Origin of the sequence: Streptomyces ambofaciens ATCC 23877 (assembly GCF_001267885.1) — a bacterium.
Taxonomy (GTDB): domain Bacteria; phylum Actinomycetota; class Actinomycetes; order Streptomycetales; family Streptomycetaceae; genus Streptomyces; species Streptomyces ambofaciens.
Genome location: NZ_CP012382.1, coordinates 4,759,936 through 4,780,491, shown reverse-complemented (window position 1 = coordinate 4,780,491; position 20,556 = coordinate 4,759,936). Strand labels below are relative to the sequence as shown.

The 20,556-nt window shown below is 67.6% G+C and carries 33 protein-coding genes; 1 reads left to right on the top strand and 32 read right to left on the bottom strand.

Features of this window, described 5'->3' with window-relative positions; translation table 11 throughout:
- Nucleotides 1-74 precede the first annotated feature (74 nt).
- Nucleotides 75-968, top strand: coding sequence for a hypothetical protein (locus SAM23877_RS21480; protein WP_053142718.1), 894 nt, complete (start codon nucleotides 75-77; stop codon nucleotides 966-968).
- Between the two features lie 43 nt (nucleotides 969-1,011).
- Here SAM23877_RS21480 and truA read toward each other — a convergent pair whose 3' ends face one another.
- From truA to gdhA, 32 genes are all read right to left on the bottom strand, one after another.
- Nucleotides 1,012-1,866: a tRNA pseudouridine(38-40) synthase TruA gene (gene truA, locus SAM23877_RS21475; RefSeq protein WP_053135647.1), complete on the bottom strand. Its 855-nt coding sequence runs from the start codon at nucleotides 1,864-1,866 to the stop codon at nucleotides 1,012-1,014.
- A 68-nt stretch (nucleotides 1,867-1,934) separates the two neighbouring features.
- Nucleotides 1,935-2,432, bottom strand: a complete 498-nt coding sequence (rplQ, locus tag SAM23877_RS21470; RefSeq protein WP_053135645.1) for a 50S ribosomal protein L17 — start codon at nucleotides 2,430-2,432, stop codon at nucleotides 1,935-1,937.
- 181 nt (nucleotides 2,433-2,613) lie between these two features.
- On the bottom strand, nucleotides 2,614-3,636 hold the full coding sequence (locus SAM23877_RS21465; RefSeq protein WP_003966937.1) for a DNA-directed RNA polymerase subunit alpha: 1,023 nt from the start codon (nucleotides 3,634-3,636) through the stop codon (nucleotides 2,614-2,616).
- 142 nt (nucleotides 3,637-3,778) lie between these two features.
- On the bottom strand, nucleotides 3,779-4,183 hold the full coding sequence (gene rpsK, locus SAM23877_RS21460; RefSeq protein WP_003948617.1) for a 30S ribosomal protein S11: 405 nt from the start codon (nucleotides 4,181-4,183) through the stop codon (nucleotides 3,779-3,781).
- A 64-nt stretch (nucleotides 4,184-4,247) separates the two neighbouring features.
- A complete protein-coding gene (gene rpsM / locus SAM23877_RS21455) occupies nucleotides 4,248-4,628 on the bottom strand; it encodes a 30S ribosomal protein S13 (RefSeq protein ID WP_003974244.1) in 381 nt (126 codons plus the stop codon).
- 195 nt (nucleotides 4,629-4,823) lie between these two features.
- Complete coding sequence (gene rpmJ / locus SAM23877_RS21450; RefSeq protein ID WP_003974245.1) at nucleotides 4,824-4,937, bottom strand: 50S ribosomal protein L36; 114 nt, start codon at nucleotides 4,935-4,937, stop codon at nucleotides 4,824-4,826.
- Nucleotides 4,938-5,005: 68 nt separating this feature from the next.
- Nucleotides 5,006-5,227, bottom strand: coding sequence for a translation initiation factor IF-1 (gene infA / locus SAM23877_RS21445; RefSeq protein ID WP_003948620.1), 222 nt, complete (start codon nucleotides 5,225-5,227; stop codon nucleotides 5,006-5,008).
- A gap of 212 nt (nucleotides 5,228-5,439) precedes the next feature.
- Nucleotides 5,440-6,276 carry a type I methionyl aminopeptidase gene (map, locus tag SAM23877_RS21440; protein WP_053135642.1) on the bottom strand — a complete coding sequence of 279 codons (837 nt, stop codon included), beginning with the start codon at nucleotides 6,274-6,276 and terminating at the stop codon, nucleotides 5,440-5,442.
- 133 nt (nucleotides 6,277-6,409) lie between these two features.
- Nucleotides 6,410-7,063 carry an adenylate kinase gene (locus tag SAM23877_RS21435; RefSeq protein WP_053135639.1) on the bottom strand — a complete coding sequence of 218 codons (654 nt, stop codon included), beginning with the start codon at nucleotides 7,061-7,063 and terminating at the stop codon, nucleotides 6,410-6,412.
- Nucleotides 7,063-8,376, bottom strand: coding sequence for a preprotein translocase subunit SecY (gene secY / locus SAM23877_RS21430; protein WP_053135634.1), 1,314 nt, complete (start codon nucleotides 8,374-8,376; stop codon nucleotides 7,063-7,065). The genes SAM23877_RS21435 and secY overlap by 1 nt, the downstream gene beginning before the upstream one ends.
- Before the next feature lie 242 nt (nucleotides 8,377-8,618).
- A complete protein-coding gene (gene rplO / locus SAM23877_RS21425) occupies nucleotides 8,619-9,074 on the bottom strand; it encodes a 50S ribosomal protein L15 (RefSeq protein ID WP_003974249.1) in 456 nt (151 codons plus the stop codon).
- Nucleotides 9,075-9,076: 2 nt separating this feature from the next.
- Nucleotides 9,077-9,259, bottom strand: a complete 183-nt coding sequence (gene rpmD / locus SAM23877_RS21420; protein ID WP_003974250.1) for a 50S ribosomal protein L30 — start codon at nucleotides 9,257-9,259, stop codon at nucleotides 9,077-9,079.
- A 2-nt stretch (nucleotides 9,260-9,261) separates the two neighbouring features.
- The gene (rpsE, locus tag SAM23877_RS21415; RefSeq protein WP_004927232.1) at nucleotides 9,262-9,867 is read right to left on the bottom strand and encodes a 30S ribosomal protein S5; all 606 of its coding nucleotides are present in this window, start codon (nucleotides 9,865-9,867) and stop codon (nucleotides 9,262-9,264) included.
- 43 nt (nucleotides 9,868-9,910) lie between these two features.
- Nucleotides 9,911-10,294 carry a 50S ribosomal protein L18 gene (gene rplR, locus SAM23877_RS21410; protein ID WP_003974252.1) on the bottom strand — a complete coding sequence of 128 codons (384 nt, stop codon included), beginning with the start codon at nucleotides 10,292-10,294 and terminating at the stop codon, nucleotides 9,911-9,913.
- 3 nt (nucleotides 10,295-10,297) lie between these two features.
- Nucleotides 10,298-10,837 carry a 50S ribosomal protein L6 gene (rplF, locus tag SAM23877_RS21405; RefSeq protein WP_053135632.1) on the bottom strand — a complete coding sequence of 180 codons (540 nt, stop codon included), beginning with the start codon at nucleotides 10,835-10,837 and terminating at the stop codon, nucleotides 10,298-10,300.
- Between the two features lie 24 nt (nucleotides 10,838-10,861).
- Nucleotides 10,862-11,260: a 30S ribosomal protein S8 gene (gene rpsH / locus SAM23877_RS21400; RefSeq protein WP_026248232.1), complete on the bottom strand. Its 399-nt coding sequence runs from the start codon at nucleotides 11,258-11,260 to the stop codon at nucleotides 10,862-10,864.
- Nucleotides 11,261-11,469: 209 nt separating this feature from the next.
- Nucleotides 11,470-11,655, bottom strand: a complete 186-nt coding sequence (locus SAM23877_RS21395) for a type Z 30S ribosomal protein S14 (RefSeq protein WP_003948630.1) — start codon at nucleotides 11,653-11,655, stop codon at nucleotides 11,470-11,472.
- 5 nt (nucleotides 11,656-11,660) lie between these two features.
- Nucleotides 11,661-12,218 carry a 50S ribosomal protein L5 gene (gene rplE / locus SAM23877_RS21390; RefSeq protein ID WP_003974255.1) on the bottom strand — a complete coding sequence of 186 codons (558 nt, stop codon included), beginning with the start codon at nucleotides 12,216-12,218 and terminating at the stop codon, nucleotides 11,661-11,663.
- A complete protein-coding gene (rplX, locus tag SAM23877_RS21385; RefSeq protein WP_003974256.1) occupies nucleotides 12,218-12,541 on the bottom strand; it encodes a 50S ribosomal protein L24 in 324 nt (107 codons plus the stop codon). The genes rplE and rplX overlap by 1 nt, the downstream gene beginning before the upstream one ends.
- A gap of 2 nt (nucleotides 12,542-12,543) precedes the next feature.
- On the bottom strand, nucleotides 12,544-12,912 hold the full coding sequence (gene rplN / locus SAM23877_RS21380; RefSeq protein WP_030831680.1) for a 50S ribosomal protein L14: 369 nt from the start codon (nucleotides 12,910-12,912) through the stop codon (nucleotides 12,544-12,546).
- 97 nt (nucleotides 12,913-13,009) lie between these two features.
- Nucleotides 13,010-13,297 carry a 30S ribosomal protein S17 gene (gene rpsQ / locus SAM23877_RS21375; protein ID WP_053135629.1) on the bottom strand — a complete coding sequence of 96 codons (288 nt, stop codon included), beginning with the start codon at nucleotides 13,295-13,297 and terminating at the stop codon, nucleotides 13,010-13,012.
- Nucleotides 13,297-13,521 carry a 50S ribosomal protein L29 gene (gene rpmC / locus SAM23877_RS21370; RefSeq protein ID WP_003998824.1) on the bottom strand — a complete coding sequence of 75 codons (225 nt, stop codon included), beginning with the start codon at nucleotides 13,519-13,521 and terminating at the stop codon, nucleotides 13,297-13,299. Before rpmC ends, rpsQ begins: the two co-directional genes overlap by 1 nt.
- On the bottom strand, nucleotides 13,521-13,940 hold the full coding sequence (gene rplP, locus SAM23877_RS21365) for a 50S ribosomal protein L16 (RefSeq protein ID WP_004927269.1): 420 nt from the start codon (nucleotides 13,938-13,940) through the stop codon (nucleotides 13,521-13,523). Before rplP ends, rpmC begins: the two co-directional genes overlap by 1 nt.
- 5 nt (nucleotides 13,941-13,945) lie before the next feature.
- On the bottom strand, nucleotides 13,946-14,785 hold the full coding sequence (gene rpsC, locus SAM23877_RS21360; RefSeq protein ID WP_053135626.1) for a 30S ribosomal protein S3: 840 nt from the start codon (nucleotides 14,783-14,785) through the stop codon (nucleotides 13,946-13,948).
- Nucleotides 14,785-15,132, bottom strand: coding sequence for a 50S ribosomal protein L22 (gene rplV / locus SAM23877_RS21355; protein WP_003974262.1), 348 nt, complete (start codon nucleotides 15,130-15,132; stop codon nucleotides 14,785-14,787). Before rplV ends, rpsC begins: the two co-directional genes overlap by 1 nt.
- Before the next feature lie 44 nt (nucleotides 15,133-15,176).
- Nucleotides 15,177-15,458 (bottom strand): 30S ribosomal protein S19, encoded by a 282-nt coding sequence (rpsS, locus tag SAM23877_RS21350; protein ID WP_003974263.1) that lies wholly within the window; start codon nucleotides 15,456-15,458, stop codon nucleotides 15,177-15,179.
- Between the two features lie 12 nt (nucleotides 15,459-15,470).
- A complete protein-coding gene (gene rplB / locus SAM23877_RS21345; RefSeq protein ID WP_053135624.1) occupies nucleotides 15,471-16,307 on the bottom strand; it encodes a 50S ribosomal protein L2 in 837 nt (278 codons plus the stop codon).
- Nucleotides 16,308-16,347: 40 nt separating this feature from the next.
- Nucleotides 16,348-16,767 (bottom strand): 50S ribosomal protein L23, encoded by a 420-nt coding sequence (gene rplW, locus SAM23877_RS21340; protein ID WP_007443985.1) that lies wholly within the window; start codon nucleotides 16,765-16,767, stop codon nucleotides 16,348-16,350.
- Nucleotides 16,767-17,423, bottom strand: a complete 657-nt coding sequence (gene rplD / locus SAM23877_RS21335) for a 50S ribosomal protein L4 (protein ID WP_053135621.1) — start codon at nucleotides 17,421-17,423, stop codon at nucleotides 16,767-16,769. Before rplD ends, rplW begins: the two co-directional genes overlap by 1 nt.
- Nucleotides 17,424-17,430: 7 nt before the next feature.
- Nucleotides 17,431-18,075, bottom strand: a complete 645-nt coding sequence (rplC, locus tag SAM23877_RS21330) for a 50S ribosomal protein L3 (protein ID WP_053135618.1) — start codon at nucleotides 18,073-18,075, stop codon at nucleotides 17,431-17,433.
- A gap of 16 nt (nucleotides 18,076-18,091) precedes the next feature.
- A complete protein-coding gene (rpsJ, locus tag SAM23877_RS21325; RefSeq protein WP_003948644.1) occupies nucleotides 18,092-18,400 on the bottom strand; it encodes a 30S ribosomal protein S10 in 309 nt (102 codons plus the stop codon).
- A gap of 518 nt (nucleotides 18,401-18,918) precedes the next feature.
- Complete coding sequence (gene gdhA / locus SAM23877_RS21320) at nucleotides 18,919-20,277, bottom strand: NADP-specific glutamate dehydrogenase (protein WP_053135615.1); 1,359 nt, start codon at nucleotides 20,275-20,277, stop codon at nucleotides 18,919-18,921.
- Nucleotides 20,278-20,556 lie beyond the last annotated feature (279 nt).

Here is a 20,556-nt window from a genome sequence, read left to right as displayed (position 1 = left end):
GGACGGAACGCTAGGCGCTGCCCGGCGCCGGGAGCCGCACCAGCACGCCCCTGGGCCCGTCTAAGATGCGGCCCATGAGCTTTGGGCAGGGGGGACCTCAGTCGCAGTGGGATCCCTGGAAACCGCAATCGCAGCAGCCGCAGCAGCAGCCCTGGAACAGTGGCGAGGGCGACAACTCCCCGGACTGGGCGGCCCTCGCCGAGGCCTCCGAGGCCCGCGCCAAACGGCGCCGCCTGCTCTTCGTCGGCGGTGGTGCGCTGGCCACGGTGGCGATCGCCGGTGCCGTCGCCGTGGCGGTGGTCTCGGCGAACGGCACCGGGCAGGCCTCGGACGGCCCCTCCTCGCAGCTCCCCGCGACGGCGGACATACCCAGCGCGACCGACGCGACCCCGTCGTTCGCCCCGACCAGCGCCCCGCCGCCGCTGGACCCCAAGGACTTCATCTCCAGCGCCAAGAAGGACAAGGCCCCGCTCAGCCCTGACCTGCTCTTCACGGGCACGCAGCTGACCATGGGCGAGACGGTCTACAAGAAGGGCCCGACGGCCGACACCCGGACCTGCGGCTCCGCGGCCCAGAAGACGCTCCCGAAGGTGCTCGCCGACAACGACTGCACCCGCCTGATGCGCGTCACCTACACCGAGGGCGACACCGCGGTGACGGTTGGCGTGGCCGTCTTCGACACCGAGGCCAAGGCCCTCCGGGCCAAGCAGCAGGCCGACAAGAAGAGCATCATCCGCTCCCTGTCCGGCGGCGGGGTGAAGTCCTTCTGCACCGGCGCCGTCTGCCGCTCCACCACCAACTCCTACGGCCGCTACGCCTACTTCACCATCGCCGGGTTCACCAACGGCAAGGACGTGACGGAGAAGACCACGGAGGTCTTCCGCGCCGGCGACGACCTGGCCGAGTTCACCTTCCGCCAGATCCACCGGCGCGGCGAGACCCAGGCGTCGGCGGCGGCGGAGGGCTGATCCTCCGCCGGCGCGCGGGGTGCCCGACGGCGCCCCGCCCCGGTCAGCAGCAGCCGGCCCCCGGCAGGGACCGGCGGTTGCGCGCCTCCTTGTTCCGGGCCGCCAGCAGCTCGTCCGCCGGGTAGCCGACCTCCTCCAGCGTCAGCCCGTGCGGCCGTACGACGTGCACGGCCGAGTCCCGTACGCCGGCGGCGAGCACCTTGGCCGGCCAGTCGGGCGTGCGGTGGCCGTCGCCGACGAAGAGCAGCGCCCCGATGAGGGAGCGCACCATGTTGTGGCAGAAGGCGTCGGCCCGCACGGTGGCCGTGACGATGCCGTCGTCCCCGCGCACCAGGCTCAGCTCCTGGAGGGTCCGGATGGTGGTGGCCCCCTCCCGCTTCTTGCAGTAGGCGGCGAAGTCGTGCTCGCCCAGCAGCCCGCGGGCGGCCTCGTTCATCGCGTCCACGTCGAGCGGCCAGTCGTGCCACAGGACGTGTCCGCGCAGCAGCGGGTCCACGCCGCCGGGGTTGTCGGTGACCCGGTAGGCGTAGCGCCGCCAGACCGCGGAGAAACGGGCGTTGAAGCCGCTGGGGGCCTCCCTGAGGGCCCACACCCGTACGTCCCTGGGCAGGCGCCCGGCGAGCCGCTTGAGCAGCTTCTCGTGGTGCTCGGCCCACACCTCGCGCTCCAGGTCGACGTGCGCGACCTGCCCCCGCGCGTGCACGCCCGCGTCGGTGCGGCCCGCCACGGTCAGCTCGTACGTCACGGCCGACCGCGTCACGGTCCGCAGCGCGTCCTCGATCTCGCCCTGTACGGTGCGCCGCCCGCCGGCCTGCTTGGCCCACCCGGAGAACCCGGCCCCGTCGTAGGACAGGTCCAGCCGTACCCGGACGTGGCCGGCCTCTACTTCGTCACTCACCCGGACATCCTCTCAGCAACGCGAAAGCGGGCCCGCCCCTCGAAAGGGACGGGCCCGCGGCAGAACGCTTACGCGTCCTTCGACTCCTCGGCGGCGTCGTCGGCCTTGGTCGTGTCGACCTTGGTCTCGGCGGCCTCGGTGGTCTCGGCGTCCTTGGCGGCACGCTTGGTGGCGGCCTCGGCCTCGCCGGTGGCCTGCTGCGCCACGGTCAGCGCCTCGACCAGCTCGATGACGGCCATCGGCGCGTTGTCACCGCGGCGGTTGCCGACCTTGGTGATCCGGGTGTAGCCACCGGGACGGTTCTCGTAGCGCGGGCCGATCTCGGTGAAGAGCGTGTGCACGATGCTCTTGTCCGTGATCACCTGGAGCACCTGACGGCGGTTGTGAAGGTCGCCCTTCTTCGCCTTGGTGACCAGACGCTCGGCGTACGGACGCAGCTTGCGCGCCTTCGCCTCGGTGGTCTTGATCTTGCCGTGCTCGAAGAGCGACTTCGCGAGGTTCGCGAGGAGCAGCTTCTCGTGCGCGGCGCTGCCGCCCATACGGGCACCCTTGCTGGGCTTCGGCATGGTGTTTCTCCTAGGTGTCTGCCCCGGCCGTATCAGGTACCGAGGTCAGTATCCGAGCAGGCGGTCGCCTGTCGGAGATCCGGACGGGGCCCCGAAGGGGCCCGTCCGGAAGGGGCGCGGGGAACTGCGCGACCAGCCACAGCCCACCCGCACCCGAGTACGGACCGAACGGCCCGAGCTCTCAGTACTGCTCGGTCTCCACGAAACCGGCGTCCGCGTCGTCGTCGGCGCCGAAGGCGTCCGCGGCGGCGGTCGGGTCGAATCCGGGAGGCGAGTCCTTCAGCGCCAGGCCCATGCCCGCGAGCTTGGCCTTGACCTCGTCGATCGACTTCGCACCGAAGTTGCGGATGTCGAGCAGGTCCGCCTCGGAACGGGCCACGAGCTCACCCACGGAGTGGATGCCCTCGCGCTTGAGGCAGTTGTACGACCGAACGGTGAGCTCCAGCTCCTCGATCGGCAGGGCCAGATCGGCGGCGAGCGCGGCGTCCGTCGGGGACGGGCCCATGTCGATGCCCTCGGCGTCGATGTTCAGCTCGCGGGCGAGACCGAACAGCTCGACCAGGGTCTTGCCGGCCGACGCCATGGCGTCGCGCGGACGCATGGCCTGCTTCGTCTCGACGTCGACGATCAGCTTGTCGAAGTCGGTGCGCTGCTCGACACGCGTGGCCTCGACCTTGTACGTGACCTTCAGAACCGGCGAGTAGATCGAGTCGACCGGGATGCGCCCGATCTCCTGACCGACCTGCTTGTTCTGGACGGCGGAGACGTAGCCGCGACCGCGCTCGACGGTCAGCTCCATCTCCAGCTTGCCCTTGCCGTTGAGCGTGGCGAGGACGAGGTCGGGGTTGTGCACCTCGACACCGGCCGGGGGCGCGATGTCGGCGGCGGTGACCAGACCCGGGCCCTGCTTGCGCAGGTACATCACGACCGGCTCGTCGTGCTCCGAGGAGACGACCAGCTGCTTGATGTTGAGGATCAGGTCGGTGACGTCCTCCTTGACGCCCGGCACGGTGGTGAACTCGTGCAGGACACCGTCGATGCGGATGCTGGTGACAGCAGCGCCGGGGATCGACGAGAGGAGGGTGCGGCGGAGGGAGTTGCCGAGGGTGTAGCCGAAGCCCGGCTCCAGCGGCTCGATGACGAACCGGGAGCGGAACTCGTCGACGACCTCTTCGGTCAACGAGGGACGCTGAGCGATCAGCATGTGGTGATCCTTCAGTCAGGGGCGCCCGCTATTTGACGCCCGACCAGTACTGCAAGGGTACGGGCGATACGGCCCGAAAGAGCCGTACCGCCCGGAAACCCTGGTGAAGCGAGATCAGACGCGTCCGGAGTGACGCGACGGATCAGACGCGACGACGCTTCGGCGGACGGCAGCCGTTGTGCGGCGTCGGGGTGACGTCCTGGATCGAGCCGACCTCAAGGCCGGTCGCCTGGAGCGAACGGATGGCGGTCTCACGACCGGAACCCGGGCCCTTGACGAAGACGTCGACCTTGCGCATGCCGTGCTCCTGCGCGCGACGGGCAGCCGACTCGGCGGCCATCTGCGCGGCGAACGGCGTGGACTTCCGGGAGCCCTTGAAGCCGACGTGGCCGGCGGAGGCCCAGGAGATCACGTTGCCGGTCGGGTCCGTGATGGACACGATCGTGTTGTTGAACGTGCTCTTGATGTGCGCGTGGCCGTGAGCGACGTTCTTCTTTTCCTTGCGGCGCACCTTCTTGGCAGCGCCCTGACGTCCCTTGGGGGGCATGTCGTTCTCCTACGGGAGGTGGTCGGTCCTACAGCGAAGACCGCTGATGAGCGTCCGCTGAGGACTACTTCTTGCCCGGCTTCTTCTTGCCGGCGATCGCGCGACGCGGACCCTTGCGGGTACGGGCGTTCGTGCTGGTGCGCTGACCGCGCACGGGCAGGCCACGACGGTGACGCAGACCCTGGTACGTGCCGATCTCGACCTTGCGGCGGATGTCGGCCTGGACCTCGCGGCGGAGGTCACCCTCGGTCTTGATGTTGTTGTCCACGTACTCGCGGATCGCGACGAGCTGCTCCTCGGAGAGGTCGCGGACGCGGGTGTTCGGGTCGACGCCGGTCGCGGCCAGCGTCTGCTGCGAAAGCGTCCGGCCGATGCCGAACACGTAGGTGAGGGCGATCTCCACGCGCTTTTCGCGCGGGATGTCGACACCGGAAACGCGTGCCATTCAATGGCTCCTGGTGATCTTCGGAGGTCTTCCACAGGACCGGCTCCCCGTCCGCCGTACTAGGTACGGACAAGGTCCCCGGCCTCCGAACCGGGGGTGTCGGGCACGCGTGCCCGGGTCCTGCGTATGAACAAATTCAGCTCGCGTCGCGCGAATCCCTGCGAAGAAGATGCAGAGGGTTCGGTCGGTCGAACGTCAGCCCTGGCGCTGCTTGTGGCGCGGGTTGTCGCAGATGACCATGACCCGACCGTGACGGCGGATCACCCTGCACTTGTCGCAGATCTTCTTGACGCTCGGCTTGACCTTCATGGGTGTGAGGTTCTCCGGGTCAGTTGCCGGCGGGCCCGCGCGAGAGCCGCGCGGGACGTGGGCAAGATCTACTTGTACCGGTAGACGATCCGGCCACGCGTCAGGTCGTACGGAGACAGCTCCACCACGACCCGGTCGTCAGGGAGGATGCGGATGTAGTGCATACGCATCTTGCCGCTGATGTGTGCCAGGACCTGGTGGCCGTTCTGGAGCTCCACCTTGAACATGGCGTTCGGAAGAGACTCGACGACAGTGCCTTCGATCTCGATGGCACCTTGCTTCTTGGCCACGCTTCGCCCTTCGAATCGACTACCTTGATCGACCCCCGTACGCCGTACGAGCGCATGGAGACATGCGGGTGCACGAGAGCCGACGCGTCAGTCTACGTCAGTACACCCGGAAAGGCGAAACGGGAAAGTCTGCCCCACCCGGGTGATCGTCATGCAGAGGAACACCCCCCGGCCCGGACCCCTCGCGCCGGCGGGTCCGGACCGGCCGTTCGTCAGGCCAGCGGGTCCGGCGCGGCCGTGACGCCCAGCTCGGCCAGCTTCGCCCTGCCGCCGTCCGGCGACGTCAGGACCAGCGGCCCCTGCTCCGTCAGGGCCACGGAGTGCTCCCAGTGGGAGGACCAGGTGCCGTCGGTCGTGATGACCGTCCACTCGTCCTCCAGCACCTCCGTGCGCGGGGTGCCGAGGGAGACCATCGGCTCGATGGCCAGGCAGAAGCCGGGGACCAGCTTGGGGCCCTTGCCGCGGCGGCGGTCGACGTAGTTCAGGAGGTGCGGGTCCATGTGCATCTCGGTGCCGATGCCGTGGCCGCCGTAGTCCTCGATGATCCCGTACTTGCCGCCGCCGGGCTTGGGCTGGCGGCGGATGTACGTCTCGATGGCCCGGGAGACGTCCACGAGCCGGTTGCCCTGCTTCATCGCCGCGATGCCCGCCCACATCGACTCCTCGGTCACCCGGGAGAGCTCGACCAGCTCCGGGGAGTGGCCGGAGCCGACGAAGGCCGTGTAGGCGGCGTCGCCGTGCCAGCCGTCGATGATCGCGCCGCAGTCGATGGAGATGACGTCGCCGTCCTTGAGGACCACGTCGTCGGACGGGATGCCGTGGACGACGACCTCGTTCACGGACGTGCAGATGGTCGCCGGGAAGCCGCCGTACCCGAGGAAGTTCGGCTTGGCGTCGTGCTCGGCGAGCACCTTGCGGGCGACCTGGTCCAGGTCCTTGGTGGTGGCGCCGGGCACCGCCGCCTCGCGCGTGGCCGCGTGGATGGCGGCGACGACCAGCCCCGCCTCACGCATCTTGGCGATCTGCTCGGGGCTCTTGATCTGCACCATGGGGGCTGCGGCCTTTCTGGACCTGGGGAGGGGCGGGCAACGCTTCCAACGATACGGGGCGGCCGACCGCCCCGTCCCACAGCACAGCCGCGGCCCTCGGGCGAGGGACCGCGGCTGTAGCCGTGACGAAGAACTACTTGTCGCGCTTGAGCGCCTCCAGCGCACGGCCGGTGACCTCGTCGACCGGGCCCATGGCCGAGATGGTGACGACCAGACCCTGCGCCTTGTAGTAGTCGATGATCGGCTCGGTCTGCGTGTGGTAGACCTCGAGCCGCTTGCGGACCGTCTCCTCGGAGTCGTCGTCCCGCTGGTACAGCTCACCGCCGCAGACGTCGCAGACGCCCGCCTTCTTCGACGGGGTGTACGTCACGTGGAAGACGTGCGCCGAGTTGTTGCGGCAGACGCGCCGGCCGGCGATCCGCTTGACGACCTCGTCCTCCGGGGCCTCCAGGTCCAGCACCGCGTCGAGCTTCATGTCCTCGGTCTCGAGCAGCTCGTCCAGCGCCTCGGCCTGGGAGACGTTGCGCGGGAAGCCGTCCAGCAGGAAGCCGCCCTCGGCGTCGGGCTGCTCCATCCGGTCCTTCGCCATGGCGATGGTGACCTCGTCCGGGACGAGGTTGCCGGCGTCCATGTAGGACTTGGCCAGCTTGCCGAGCTCGGTCTGCCGGCTGATGTTCGCGCGGAACAGGTCACCCGTGGAGATGTGCGGGATGTGCAGCGTCTCGGCAAGGCGGGTGGCCTGCGTTCCCTTTCCAGCACCCGGCGGCCCGACGAGGACGATTCGCATCAGCGGAGGAACCCTTCGTAATTGCGCTGCTGGAGCTGGCTCTCGATCTGCTTCACCGTTTCAAGACCCACACCCACGATGATCAGGATGCTGGTCCCGCCGAACGGGAAGTTCTGGTTTGCCCCGAAACCGGCCAACGCCATTGTCGGTACGAGAGAGATCAGGCCCAGATACAGCGAACCCGGCCAGGTGATCCGGTTGAGTACGTAGCTCAGATACTCAGCGGTCGGTCGGCCAGCCCGGATGCCCGGGATGAACCCACCATACTTCTTCATGTTGTCCGCGACTTCCTCGGGGTTGAACGAGATCGCCACGTAGAAGAAGGCGAAGAACACGATCAGGAGGAAGTACAGAATGATGTGCGGCGTCGCGGCCGTGTCGGCGAGGTTCTTCTGGATCCAGGTCGCCCAGCCCGCCTGCGAGCCGGAGAACTGGACGATCAGCGCCGGGATGTAGAGCAGCGACGAGGCGAAGATGACGGGGATGACACCCGCCTGGTTCACCTTGAGCGGGATGTACGTCGAGGTACCGCCGTAGGAACGACGGCCGATCATGCGCTTCGCGTACTGCACCGGGATGCGGCGCTGGGCCTGCTCCACGAAGACGACCAGGCCGACCATGACGAATCCGACGAGCATCACGGTGCCGAACTCGATCCAGCCGTCCGCCAGCTCGCCCTGCTTCTTGATGGCCCACAGGGCGGACGGGAAGGTCGCGGCGATCGAGATGAACATCAGGATCGACATGCCGTTGCCGACGCCGCGGTCGGTGATCAGCTCACCGAGCCACATCACGACGGCCGTACCGGCGGTCATGGTGACGACCATGACGATGGTGGTGAAGATCGCCTGGTCCGGCACGATCTGACCGGCGACGGTGCAGCCGGAGAAGAGGGCGCCGCTGCGCGCGGTGGCGACGAGGCCGGTGCCCTGCAGGATGGCGAGCGCGATGGTCAGGTAGCGGGTGTACTGCGTGATCTTCGCCGTGCCCGCCTGGCCCTCCTTCTTCAGGGCTTCCAGGCGCGGGATGACCACGGTCAGCAGCTGCAGAATGATGCTCGCCGTGATGTACGGCATGATGCCGAGCGCGAAGACCGTGATCTGCAGCAGGGCGCCGCCGCTGAACATGTTCACCAGACCGAAGAGGCCCTGGTTGCCGGACGCCTGGTCCACACACTCCTGGACGTTCTTGTAATCGACGCCTGGGATGGGGATGTGGGTACCGAGCCGGTAGACCACGATGATGCCGAGCGTGAAGAGCAGCTTCTTGCGCAGGTCGGGCGTCTTGAACGCCCGGGCGAACGCGGTGAGCACGGTGCCTCCTGCGACCCCCGCGCTACTGCGTCAAGGGTGACGGTCTTGAGGATTCGACTGACGACTAAGTAAGTAACGGTCAACTGCCGCCCAGGGTGCCCCATGTGACGCACCCGTGAAAGAGGGCAGCGCAGGCCACCTTACCGGCGGGAGTACTTTCCTTGGAACGACCAACCGGGGATACCCCTTTTGTGGGGCATCCCCGGTCGGGATCGCTCAAGTCATCGAGACGCCTGAAAGGTTCAGACGAGCTCGGTGACGGTACCGCCGGCGGCGGTGATCTTCTCCTTGGCGGAGCCGGAGACGGCGTCGACCGTCACCTGCAGCGCCACGGAGATCTCGCCCTGGCCGAGGACCTTGACGAGGCTGTTCTTGCGAACCGCACCCTTGGCCACCAGGCCCTCGACGGTGACCTCGCCACCCTCGGGGTACAGCGCGGCCAGCTTGTCGAGGTTCACGACCTGGAACTCGGTCTTGAACGGGTTCTTGAAGCCCTTCAGCTTCGGGAGACGCATGTGGAGGGGCATCTGGCCACCCTCGAAGCGCTCCGGAACCTGGTAACGGGCCTTCGTGCCCTTGGTACCACGACCGGCCGTCTTACCCTTCGACGCCTCACCACGACCCACACGGGTCTTCGCGGTCTTGGCGCCCGGGGCGGGACGGAGGTTGTGGATCTTGAGCGGGTTGTTCTCCGCCATGATCAGTCGACCTCCTCGACCGTCACGAGGTGGCGGACGGTGTGCACCATTCCGCGGAACTCGGGGCGGTCCTCCTTGACGACCTGCGTGTTGATCCCCTTGAGACCAAGGGAACGCAGGGTGTCACGGTGGTTCTGCTTGCTGCCGATGTAGGACTTGACCTGCGTAATCTTGAGCTGCGCCATGATTACGCACCCGCCCCGGCACGCGCACGGAGAAGAGCCGCGGGGGCGACGTCCTCGAGCGGCAGACCACGGCGGGCCGCGATCTCCTCGGGACGCTGCAGGCCCTTGAGGGCCTCCACGGTCGCGTGCACGATGTTGATCTGGTTGTCGGAGCCGAGCGACTTCGACAGCACGTCGTGGATACCGGCGCACTCGAGCACGGCGCGCACCGGACCACCGGCGATCACGCCGGTACCGGGGGACGCGGGCTTGAGCAGCACGACGCCGGCAGCCTTCTCACCCTGGATGGGGTGCGGGATGGTGCCCTGGATGCGGGGGACCTTGAAGAAGTGCTTCTTGGCCTCCTCAACACCCTTGGCGATGGCGGCCGGCACCTCCTTGGCCTTGCCGTATCCGACACCCACGGTGCCGTCACCGTCGCCCACCACGACCAGCGCGGTGAAGCTGAAGCGACGACCACCCTTCACAACCTTGGCAACGCGGTTGATCGCGACGACGCGCTCAACGTAAGCGGTCTTCTCGGCGGCAGCTGCGCCGCCGTCACGGCCCTTCCGGTCCCGCCGCTCGCCGCCACCGGCACCGCCACCGCGGCGCTGGGGTCCAGCCATTGGAATTACCTCTCTCTGTTTCCGCTAGCGATACGGAACCGGCTCAGAACTTCAGTCCGGCTTCGCGGGCGGCGTCCGCCAGGGCGGCGATGCGCCCGGCGTACTGGTTACCACCACGGTCGAACACGACGGCCTCGACACCGGCGGCCTTGGCGCGCTCGGCGACCAGGGCACCGACCTGCTTGGCCTGCGCCGACTTGTCCGCCTCGCCACCACGGATCGAGGTGTCCAGGGTGGACGCCGACGCAAGGGTGTGACCCTTGATGTCGTCGATCACCTGGGCCACGATGTGGCGGTTCGAGCGGGTAACGACCAGACGGGGACGCTCCGCCGTACCCGAGAGATTCTTGCGAATCCGGATGTGACGGCGCTTGATCGCGGCGCGCTTGTAGGCGTCGCCCTTGAGGATCTTCTGTCCGTATGCCATGGCTTACTTACCCGCCTTTCCGACCTTGCGGCGGATGACTTCGCCCTCGTACTTGACGCCCTTGGCCTTGTACGGGTCGGGCTTGCGCAGCTTGCGGATGTTGGCCGCAACCTCGCCGACCTTCTGCTTGTCGATGCCCTCGACCGAGAAACGGGTCGGGGACTCCACCTTGAAGGTGATGCCCTCGGGGGCCTCGACCAGGATCGGGTGGCTGTAACCGAGGGAGAACTCCAGGTTCGAACCCTTGGCGAGCACGCGGTAACCGACACCGCTGATCTCGAGCTTCTTCACGTAACCCTGGGTCACGCCGGTGATCATGTTCGCCACCAGCGTGCGGGACAGGCCGTGCAGGGCCTTGCTCTGACGCTCGTCGTTGGGGCGGGTGACGCTCAGCACGCCGTCCTCACCCTTGGCGATGTCGATCGGCGCCACGACGGTGTGAGTCAGCGAACCCTTGGGGCCCTTGACCGAGACCGTACGGCCGTCGATGGTGACGTCCACGCCGGCGGGAACCGCGATGGGGAGCTTGCCGATGCGCGACATAGCTGTTTCCTCCGTTCCCTTCCGCTACCAGACGTAGGCGAGGACTTCTCCGCCTACGCCCTTCTTGCCGGCCTGCTTGTCGGTGAGGAGCCCGTGCGACGTGGAGATGATCGCCACGCCGAGGCCACCCAGCACCTTGGGCAGGTTGGTGGACTTCGCGTAAACCCGGAGACCGGGCTTGGAGATCCGCTTGATGCCCGCGATGGAGCGCTCACGGTTCGGGCCGAACTTCAGCTCGAGAACGAGGTTCTTGCCGACCTCGGCGTCCTCGGTCTTCCAGCCCGTGATGAAGCCCTCCTGCTGGAGGATCTCCGCGATGTGAGACTTGATCTTGGACGCCGGCATCGTCACGGAGTCGTGGTACGCCGAGTTCGCGTTCCGCAGACGCGTAAGCATGTCTGCGATCGGATCAGTCATGGTCATGAATTGGCCTTCGGCCTCTCTCGCCGGGGTTTCCTGGTGCGCCATCCCTCTCCCCGATCCGAGACGGGACGGGTGCGGCGCGGTGGACCTACGGCGTAGTAAGTCGTACGGGCGGCAGACGCCCAACCCCACAAGCCTAAGGCATGCGGAGCCGGGCCCCTGCCGACCCAGATGCTTACCGAGAGTCTGAATAACCCGGAATTACCGGATTACCAGGAGCTCTTGGTCACGCCCGGCAGCTCGCCACGGTGAGCCATCTCACGAAGGCACACGCGGCAGAGGCCGAACTTGCGGTAGACGGAGTGCGGACGGCCGCAGCGCTGGCAGCGCGTGTAGCCGCGTACACCGAACTTGGGCTTGCGAGCAGCCTTGGCAATCAGAGCCTTCTTCGCCATCTCGCTCACGCCTCCTTGAAGGGGAAGCCGAGGTGACGAAGGAGCGCGCGGCCCTCAGCGTCGTTGGTCGCCGTGGTCACCACGGTGATGTCCATACCCCGGGTGCGGTCGATCTTGTCCTGGTCGATCTCGTGGAACATGACCTGCTCGGTGAGACCGAAGGTGTAGTTGCCACGGCCGTCGAACTGCTTGGGGGACAGGCCGCGGAAGTCGCGGATGCGCGGCAGCGCGAGCGACAGGGTGCGGTCCAGGAACTCCCACATGCGGTCGCCACGAAGCGTGACGTGGGCACCGATCGGCTGGCCCTCACGCAGCTTGAACTGCGCGATGGACTTGCGGGCCTTGGTGACGGCCGGCTTCTGACCGGTGATCGTGGTGAGGTCGCGGATGGCGCCCTCGATCAGCTTGGAGTCGCGGGCGGCGTCGCCCACACCCATGTTGACCACGATCTTGACGAGACCGGGGATCTGCATGACGTTCTCGTAGGAGAACTCCTCACGCAGCTTGCCCGCGATCTCCTCGCGGTACTTCGTCTTCAGACGCGGAGTGGTGGTGGTAGCCATCAGATGTCCTCACCCGTCCGCTTGGCAACGCGAACCTTGTTGCCCTCGTCGTCGAAGCGGTAACCGACGCGCGTGACGACCTTGTTGCCGTCCTTCTCCACGACCAGCTGGACGTTGGAGACGTGGATCGGGGCCTCGGTGGTCACGATGCCGCCGGCCTGCGAACCGCGAGCGGTCGGCCCGGCCTTGGTGTGCTTCTTGACCCGGTTGACACCCTCGACCAGGACGCGGTCCTCGCGGGGGAAGGCCGCGATGACCTTGCCCTGCTTGCCCTTGTCCTTACCGGTGATGACCTGGACCAGGTCGCCCTTCTTGATCTTCATGCTCACAGCACCTCCGGCGCGAGGGAGATGATCTTCATGAACTTCTTCTCGCGCAGCTCACGGCCCACGGGGCCGAAGATACGGGTGCCGCGAGGGTCGCCGTCGTTCTTCAGAATGACGGCGGCGTTCTCGTCGAAGCGGATGTACGAGCCGTCCGGACGGCGGCGCTCCTTGACGGTGCGAACGATGACCGCCTTGACGACGTCACCCTTCTTCACGTTGCCACCGGGGATCGCGTCCTTGACGGTGGCGACGATGACGTCACCGATACCCGCGTAGCGGCGGCCCGAGCCACCGAGCACACGGATGCAGAGGACTTCCTTCGCACCCGTGTTGTCGGCGACACGAAGCCGCGACTCCTGCTGGATCACGTCTATCTCCTGATTGTCTGCCGGTTCCCCGGGAGCCGCTCAGCGAGCGGCTCCCGGAGCCTGGCGGAACTGACCTGCGGGGTGTTGCCGCAGGAAATTACTTGGCCTTCTCGAGGACCTCGACGACGCGCCAGCGCTTCGTCGCGGACAGCGGCCGGGTCTCCATCAGGAGGACACGGTCGCCGACGCCCGCGGCGTTCTGCTCGTCGTGAGCCTTGAGCTTGTTGGTACGGCGGATGACCTTGCCGTACAGCGCGTGCTTGACGCGGTCCTCGACGGCGACGACGACGGTCTTGTCCATCTTGTCGCTGACGACAAGACCCTCGCGGGTCTTGCGGAAGCCGCGTGCTTCGGTGTTGGTCTCAGTCACGTTGCTCTCGCTCATCAGGCGCTCTCCACCGTCTCGATGCCCAGCTCGCGCTCACGCATCAGGGTGTAGATCCGCGCGATGTCCTTACGGACGGCCTTGAGCCGACCGTGGTTCTCGAGCTGACCCGTCGCCGCCTGGAAGCGGAGGTTGAACAGCTCTTCCTTGGCTTCGCGGAGCTTCGCCAGAAGCTCCTCGTCACCCAGTTCGCGCAGCTCGGACGCCTTGGTACCGGCCGACATCACGCTTCACCTGCCTCGCGCTTGACGATCCGGCACTTCATCGGCAGCTTGTGGGCCGCACGAGTCAGCGCCTCACGGGCGATCTTCTCGTTGGGGTAGGACAGCTCGAACATGACCCGGCCCGGGTGCACGTTCGCGATCCACCACTCGGGGGAACCCTTACCGGAACCCATGCGGGTCTCGGCGGGCTTCTTCGTGAGCGGGCGGTCCGGGTAGATGTTGATCCAGACCTTGCCGCCACGCTTGATGTGGCGGGTCATCGCGATACGGGCCGCCTCGATCTGGCGGTTGGTCACGTACGCCGGCGTGAGGGCCTGAATGCCGTACTCGCCGAACGCAACCGTCGTACCGCCCTTGGCCTGACCACGGCGCTTCGGGTGGTGCTGCTTGCGGTGCTTGACCCTACGGGGGATCAGCATTTCGGTCAGGCCTCCGTTCCGGTGCTCTCAGCCGGAGCGGCAGCGGCGGCGGGAGCGTCGGCCTTGGGGGCCTCGGCAGCCGGCGCGGACTGCTGCTGCGGCTTGCGACCGCGACCGCCACGCTCGCCACCGCGGCCACCACGGGCCGGGCGGTCGTTGCCACCACGGGCCGGGCGGTTGCCGGCGCGGGCAGCGGCGTTCTCGGCGCGGACCTCGGCGATGTTCTTGACGTCGCCCTTGTAGATCCAGACCTTCACACCGATGCGGCCGAAGGTCGTCTTGGCCTCGAAGAAGCCGTAGTCCACGTTCGCGCGGAGCGTGTGCAGGGGCACGCGGCCCTCGCGGTAGAACTCCGAGCGGGACATCTCGGCGCCACCGAGGCGGCCACCGCACTGGATCTTGATGCCCTTGGCGCCGGCCTTCATCGTGCCCTGCATGCTCTTGCGCATGGCACGACGGAAGGAGACGCGGGAGGAGAGCTGCTCGGCGACGGCCTGGGCCACCAGCTGAGCGTCCGTCTCCGGGCTCTTGACCTCGAGGATGTTCAGCTGGACCTGCTTGCCGGTCAGCTTCTCCAGGTCACCGCGGATGCGGTCGGCCTCGGCGCCGCGGCGGCCGATGACGATGCCGGGACGAGCGGTGTGGATGTCCACACGCACGCGGTCACGGGTGCGCTCGATCTCCACCTTCGAGATGCCGGCGCGCTCCATGCCGGACGTCATCATCCGACGGATGGCGACGTCTTCCTTGACGTAGTCCTTGTACAGCTTGTCGGCGTACCAGCGCGACTTGAAGTCGGTGGTGATGCCGAGCCGGAACCCGTGCGGGTTTACCTTCTGGCCCATTACCGGGTTCCTTCCTTGCTGCTGACGACCACGGTGATGTGGCTGGTCCGCTTGCGGATCCGGTAGGCGCGGCCCTGGGCGCGCGGCCGGAACCGCTTCAGGGTCGGGCCCTCGTCGACGTAGGCCTCGGAAATGAAGAGGCTGTCGGCGTCGGTGTGGTCGTAGTTGTGCGCGGCGTTGGCGATGGCGCTGTCCAGCACCTTGCCGACCGGCACGCTCGCGGCCTGCGGGGCGAAACGCAGGACCGCCTGAGCCTCCGTGGCATCCATGCCACGGATGAGGTCCACCACGCGGCGGGCCTTCATGGGCGTGACGCGGATGTACCGCGCCTGGGCCCTGGCTTCCATGGTTGTCCCTTCAGTGTTTGTCATGATCTTTCACACCCCGCTGACTAGCGGCGCTTCGACTTCCGGTCGTCCTTGACGTGACCCCGGAAGGTGCGCGTCGGCGAGAACTCGCCGAGCTTGTGGCCGACCATGGACTCGGTGACAAACACCGGGATGTGGGTCTTGCCGTTGTGCACCGCGATCGTGTGGCCGAGCATCGCCGGGACGATCATCGAGCGACGGGACCAGGTCTTGATGACGTTCTTGGTACCGGCTTCGTTCTGCGTGTCCACCTTCTTGATCAGGTGGTCGTCGACGAAGGGTCCCTTCTTCAAGCTACGAGGCATCTCAACCCGTCCTTAGCGCTTCTTGTTCGTCTTGCGGCGGCGGACGATGTACTTGTTCGACGCCTTCTTGGGCGAACGAGTACGGCCTTCCTTCTTGCCCCACGGGGACACCGGGTGGCGACCACCCGAGGTACGGCCTTCGCCACCACCGTGCGGGTGGTCCACCGGGTTCATGACCACACCACGCACGGTCGGGCGAACGCCCAGCCAGCGCTTACGGCCCGCCTTGCCCCAGTTGATGTTGCTCTGCTCGGCGTTGCCGACCTCGCCGACGGTGGCGCGGCAGCGCACGTCGACCAGGCGGATCTCTCCGGACGGCATGCGCAGGTGGGCCATCGAGCCCTCCTTCGCGAGCAGCTGCACGGAGGCACCGGCGGAACGGGCGAACTTGGCACCGCCACCGGGACGGAGCTCGATCGCGTGGATCGTGGTACCGACCGGGATGTTGCGGAGCGCCAGGTTGTTGCCCGGCTTGATGTCGGCCCCGGGACCGTTCTCGACGCGGTCACCCTGCTGCAGGTTGCGCGGGGCGAGGATGTAGCGCTTCTCGCCGTCGGCGTAGTGCAGCAGCGCGATGCGCGCGGTGCGGTTGGGGTCGTACTCGATGTGCGCGACCTTCGCCGGCACGCCGTCCTTGTCGTGACGACGGAAGTCGATCACGCGGTAGGCGCGCTTGTGGCCACCGCCCTGGTGGCGGACGGTCACACGACCGGAGTTGTTACGGCCACCCTTGCTGTGCAGGGGGCGGACCAACGACTTCTCCGGCGTGGACCGCGTGACCTCGACGAAGTCGGCGACGCTGGAGCCACGGCGGCCCGGCGTAGTCGGCTTGTACTTGCGGATTCCCATTTCTCAGTCCTCGTCCGATTCCGGACGATCCGGACCTCCGTCAGGAGGTCGGACCGCCGAAGATGTCGATACGGTCGCCCTCGGCAAGGGTCACGATCGCGCGCTTGCTGTCGGCACGCTTGCCGAAGCCGGTGCGGGTCCGCTTGCGCTTGCCCTGGCGGTTGATCGTGTTGACCCCGGTGACCTTGACCGAGAAGACCGCCTGGACGGCCTCCTTGATCTGGGTCTTGTTGGAGCCCGGCGCGACGATGAACGTGTACTTGTTCTCGTCGAGGAGCGCGTAGCTCTTCTCGGACACGACCGGCTTCAGCAGCACGTCACGGGGGTCCGTGAACGCCTTGCTGGCCGGGGTGACGACGGTGTTCTTGCCTTCGGCCTCGTGGCGACGCGCCTTGGCGACGCGCGCGGCCTTGGCGGCCTTGGCCGCCTTCGAGGCGATGCTCGGGTGACGCGTAGCCATCAGGCTTCGCTCCCTTCGGTGTCAGCGGCCTTGGGGCCAGACACGAAGGACTCGAAAGCGGCCTGGGTGAAGACCACGTCGTCCGAGACGAGAACGTCGTACGTGTTCAGCTGGCCCGGCTCCAGAATGTGGATCTGGGGCAGGTTGCGGGCGGACAGCCACGCGGCCTCGTCGGCGCGGTCGGCGACCAGGAGCAGGTTCTTGCGCTCCGAGATCTTGCCGAACAGCGTCCGGGCGGCCTTCGTCGACGGGCTGTCGCCCTCGATGACGCCGGAGACGACGTGGATGCGGTTGTGGCGGGCCCGGTCGGTGAGGGCGTGGCGCAGGGCCGCGGCCTTCATCTTCTTCGGGGTCCGCTGCGAGTAGTCACGCGGCTGCGGGCCGTGGACGACGCCACCGCCGGCGAACTGCGGCGCACGGGTCGAACCCTGGCGGGCGCGGCCGGTGCCCTTCTGGCGGTACGGCTTCTTGCCGCCACCACGGACCTCGCCACGACGCTTGGTCTTGTGCGTGCCCTGGCGGGCAGCGGCGTTCTGCGCGACGACGACCTGGTGGATCAGCGGGATGCTGATCTTCTCCACGCCGAAGATCTCCGCGGGGAGCTCGACGCTACCGGTCTTCTCGCCTGCAGGCGAAAGGATGTCAACAGTGCTCATCGGTACCTCAGGCCCCCTTGGCCGCGGTGCGGACCAGGACGAGGCCGCCGTTCGGACCAGGAACCGCGCCCTTGATGAGGAGCAGGCCCTTCTCCGCGTCAACGGCGTGAACGGTCAGGTTCTGGGTGGTGACCCGCTCGTTGCCCATGCGACCCGCCATGCGCATGCCCTTGAAGACACGGCCGGGGGTGGCACAGCCACCGATGGATCCGGGCATGCGGTGCACACGGTGGGCACCGTGCGACGCCTTGCCACCCTTGAAGTTGTGGCGCTTCATGACGCCGGCGAAGCCCTTGCCCTTGCTCTTCGCGGTGACGTCGACCTTCACGCCGGACTCGAAGGTCTCAGCGGTGATCTCCTGGCCGAGGGTGTACTCGCTGGCACCAGCGGTACGGATCTCGACGAGGTGGCGGCGGGGGGTGACGTCGGCCTTGGCGAAGTGACCCTTGAGGGGCTTGTTCACCTTGCGCGGGTCGATCTCGCCGAAAGCGATCTGGACGGACTCGTAGCCGTCGACGTCGTTCGTGCGGACCTGGGTGACGACGTTGGGGCCGGCCTTGACGACGGTGACCGGAACAACACGGTTGTTCTCGTCCCACACCTGCGTCATGCCGAGCTTCTCGCCCAGGATGCCCTTGATCTGCTTGGTCATCTTCAGATCACCGCCCTCAGAGCTTGATCTCGATGTCGACACCGGCCGGGAGGTCGAGTCGCATCAGAGAGTCAACGGTCTTGGGGGTCGGGTCGAGGATGTCGATCAGGCGCTTGTGCGTGCGCATCTCGAAGTGCTCGCGCGAGTCCTTGTACTTGTGCGGCGACTTGATGACGCAGTACACGTTCTTCTCAGTGGGCAGCGGCACCGGGCCCGCGACCGACGCACCAGTGCGAGTCACCGTCTCGACGATCTTCTTCGCCGAAGAGTCGATGACCTCGTGGTCGTAGGCCTTGAGCCGGATGCGGATCTTCTGTCCCGCCATGGCTACTCAGTAGTCCTGTCTCTCGTAACGCTCTGGACCCGGTGGTCCCTTGTCATTCCGCTCCCCCTCCGACCCACGCGGTCGGGCGTGTCGCACTCTCGCTGACACAGATGTCCCTTGTTCGAACATCCCTGCTCTGGGAGGTGCGGGCCCTTCCGGAACCGCGGACCGGGGGCGAGAGGCCCACCGGGTGCCTGGCCGGTACCCCGCTGACACTTCCCGGAAGATTCCCGTACGTCCGCCCCTACATCTCGCGATGTACAGCATGGGGCGACGAGTACTGTGGGACTCGCTTCCGGTCCCCCCGGCGGGAGGCGCGCAGCATCGGCACTCGACCGAGCAACTCCGCTAGTCTGCCATACGGGGCACCGCGCTGGCCAATCGAAGCGGATGACTGTACCCCACGTCACCGAGGACCACACCTGTCGGCTCTCAGGACGCTCCGGCCCCGGCTTCCGCCCCTCCCCTTCCCGGGATTTCGGTCCCGCACCCCGGGAGGGGGAGCGTGCCCCGGCGGCTCAGATGACTCCCTGCGCCAGCATCGCGTCGGCGACGCGCTCGAAACCGGCGATGTTGGCGCCCGTGACGTAGTCGCCGGGGGCGCCGTAGCGCTCGGCGGTCTCGTGGCAGGTGGTGTGGATGTCGTTCATGATGCGGGTCAGCTCTTCCTCGACCCGCGCCGCCGTCCACGACGTACGGGCGTGGTTCTGGGCCATCTCCAGGGCGCTGACCGCGACGCCGCCCGCGTTGGCCGCCTTGCCGGGGCCGAAGGCGACGCCGGAGCGCTGGAGCAGGTGGACGGCCTCGGGGGTGGCCGGCATGTTGGCGCCCTCGGAGACGGCCTTGACGCCGTTGCGGATCAGGGCCGCGGCGTCGTTCTCGTCGAGTTCGTTCTGCGTGGCGGAGGGGAGCGCGATGTCGGCCGGGACCTCCCAGACCCGTCCGCCGGGCACGAAGCGGGCGGAGGAGCCCCGGCGCTCGGCGTAGCTGTCGACGCGGCCGCGCTCGACCTCCTTGACCTGCTTGAGCAGGCCGAGGTCGATGCCCTTCTCGTCGACGACGTAGCCGGAGGAGTCCGAGCAGGTCACGGCGTTCGCACCGAGGGCGGCGAGCTTCTCGATCGTGTAAATCGCGACGTTGCCGGAGCCGGAGACGACGGCCGTCTGGCCCTCCAGGTCCTCTCCGCGCTCGCGCAGCATCGCCGCGGCGAAGAGCACGTTGCCGTAGCCGGTGGCCTCCGGGCGGATCAGCGAGCCGCCCCAGCCGGCGCCCTTGCCGGTGAGCACGCCCGCCTCCCAGCGGTTGGTGATCCGGCGGTACTGCCCGAACAGGTAGCCGATCTCGCGGCCGCCGACGCCGATGTCGCCGGCCGGAACGTCCGTGTGCTCGCCGATGTGCCGGTACAGCTCCGTCATGAACGACTGGCAGAACCGCATGACCTCCGCGTCGCTGCGCCCGTGCGGGTCGAAGTCGCTGCCGCCCTTGCCGCCGCCGATGCCGAGGCCGGTCAGCGCGTTCTTGAAGATCTGCTCGAAGCCCAGGAACTTGATGACGCCCAGGTCGACCGAGGGGTGGAAGCGCAGGCCGCCCTTGTACGGGCCGAGCGCGCTGTTGAACTCGACGCGGAAGCCCCGGTTGACGTGGACGCGGCCCCTGTCGTCCTGCCACGGCACCCGGAAGATCACCTGCCGCTCGGGTTCGACCAGGCGCTCGACGAGCCCCGCCTCCGCGTACTCGGGCCGGGCCGCGAGCACGGGCGCGAGCGTCTCCAGCACCTCGTGGGCGGCCTGGAGGAACTCGGGCTGCGCCGGGTTGCGGTGTTCGATCTCGGTGAGCAGGTGGTCGAGCGTGCTCGTCGATGCGGATCGCGTCGTCACGGAAGCCCTTTCTGGCACGGCGGACACCGGGACCGGGCGGAAGCGCCGGGGCGGCGCTCCGGTCCCGTCCGGTGGGGGGCGCTCGGCGCCGTTGCCGCGCGCGGGGACCCATAAGTGTTACGCGCATGTAAACACCCTGGCCAGGGTGCGGTCTTGAGCGCGACCACTATGTGAGACGCGTACGCCACATACCGGCTGCTTGGGATCATAAGGGACGAAGGCCCGGGCAGGCCGCGCCCTCGCCCGGACGGCTACCGGCCGGTGCTGTGCTCCCGCACC

Excerpts from the sequence above, each read along its gene's own strand:
- rplP (WP_004927269.1), bottom strand. The coding sequence starts at position 13,940 with ATGCTGATCCCCCGTAGGGTCAAGCACCGCAAGCAGCACCACCCGAAG.
- rplB (WP_053135624.1), bottom strand. The coding sequence starts at position 16,307 with ATGGGAATCCGCAAGTACAAGCCGACTACGCCGGGCCGCCGTGGCTCC.
- rplD (WP_053135621.1), bottom strand. The coding sequence starts at position 17,423 with ATGAGCACTGTTGACATCCTTTCGCCTGCAGGCGAGAAGACCGGTAGC.
- rplV (WP_003974262.1), bottom strand. The coding sequence starts at position 15,132 with ATGGAAGCCAGGGCCCAGGCGCGGTACATCCGCGTCACGCCCATGAAG.
- rplQ (WP_053135645.1), bottom strand. The coding sequence starts at position 2,432 with ATGCCGAAGCCCAGCAAGGGTGCCCGTATGGGCGGCAGCGCCGCGCAC.
- rplF (WP_053135632.1), bottom strand. The coding sequence starts at position 10,837 with ATGTCGCGCATCGGCAAGCTCCCCATCGCGGTTCCCGCCGGCGTGGAC.
- rplW (WP_007443985.1), bottom strand. The coding sequence starts at position 16,767 with ATGGCTACGCGTCACCCGAGCATCGCCTCGAAGGCGGCCAAGGCCGCC.
- SAM23877_RS21480 (WP_053142718.1), top strand. The coding sequence starts at position 75 with ATGAGCTTTGGGCAGGGGGGACCTCAGTCGCAGTGGGATCCCTGGAAA.
- rpsC (WP_053135626.1), bottom strand. The coding sequence starts at position 14,785 with ATGGGCCAGAAGGTAAACCCGCACGGGTTCCGGCTCGGCATCACCACC.
- rpsJ (WP_003948644.1), bottom strand. The coding sequence starts at position 18,400 with ATGGCGGGACAGAAGATCCGCATCCGGCTCAAGGCCTACGACCACGAG.
- rplC (WP_053135618.1), bottom strand. The coding sequence starts at position 18,075 with ATGACCAAGCAGATCAAGGGCATCCTGGGCGAGAAGCTCGGCATGACG.
- rpsK (WP_003948617.1), bottom strand. The coding sequence starts at position 4,183 with ATGCCCCCCAAGGGACGTCAGGGCGCTGCCAAGAAGGTGCGCCGCAAG.
- SAM23877_RS21435 (WP_053135639.1), bottom strand. The coding sequence starts at position 7,063 with ATGCGAATCGTCCTCGTCGGGCCGCCGGGTGCTGGAAAGGGAACGCAG.
- rplO (WP_003974249.1), bottom strand. The coding sequence starts at position 9,074 with ATGGCGGAGAACAACCCGCTCAAGATCCACAACCTCCGTCCCGCCCCG.
- rpmD (WP_003974250.1), bottom strand. The coding sequence starts at position 9,259 with ATGGCGCAGCTCAAGATTACGCAGGTCAAGTCCTACATCGGCAGCAAG.
- rpsS (WP_003974263.1), bottom strand. The coding sequence starts at position 15,458 with ATGCCTCGTAGCTTGAAGAAGGGACCCTTCGTCGACGACCACCTGATC.
- SAM23877_RS21395 (WP_003948630.1), bottom strand. The coding sequence starts at position 11,655 with ATGGCGAAGAAGGCTCTGATTGCCAAGGCTGCTCGCAAGCCCAAGTTC.
- rplE (WP_003974255.1), bottom strand. The coding sequence starts at position 12,218 with ATGGCTACCACCACCACTCCGCGTCTGAAGACGAAGTACCGCGAGGAG.
- map (WP_053135642.1), bottom strand. The coding sequence starts at position 6,276 with ATGGTGCAGATCAAGAGCCCCGAGCAGATCGCCAAGATGCGTGAGGCG.
- rpsM (WP_003974244.1), bottom strand. The coding sequence starts at position 4,628 with ATGGCACGCGTTTCCGGTGTCGACATCCCGCGCGAAAAGCGCGTGGAG.
- rpsH (WP_026248232.1), bottom strand. The coding sequence starts at position 11,260 with ATGACCATGACTGATCCGATCGCAGACATGCTTACGCGTCTGCGGAAC.
- rplX (WP_003974256.1), bottom strand. The coding sequence starts at position 12,541 with ATGAAGATCAAGAAGGGCGACCTGGTCCAGGTCATCACCGGTAAGGAC.
- rpmJ (WP_003974245.1), bottom strand. The coding sequence starts at position 4,937 with ATGAAGGTCAAGCCGAGCGTCAAGAAGATCTGCGACAAGTGCAGGGTG.
- SAM23877_RS21465 (WP_003966937.1), bottom strand. The coding sequence starts at position 3,636 with ATGCTGATCGCTCAGCGTCCCTCGTTGACCGAAGAGGTCGTCGACGAG.
- rpsQ (WP_053135629.1), bottom strand. The coding sequence starts at position 13,297 with ATGAGCGAGAGCAACGTGACTGAGACCAACACCGAAGCACGCGGCTTC.
- rpmC (WP_003998824.1), bottom strand. The coding sequence starts at position 13,521 with ATGTCGGCCGGTACCAAGGCGTCCGAGCTGCGCGAACTGGGTGACGAG.
- rplR (WP_003974252.1), bottom strand. The coding sequence starts at position 10,294 with ATGGCATACGGACAGAAGATCCTCAAGGGCGACGCCTACAAGCGCGCC.
- rpsE (WP_004927232.1), bottom strand. The coding sequence starts at position 9,867 with ATGGCTGGACCCCAGCGCCGCGGTGGCGGTGCCGGTGGCGGCGAGCGG.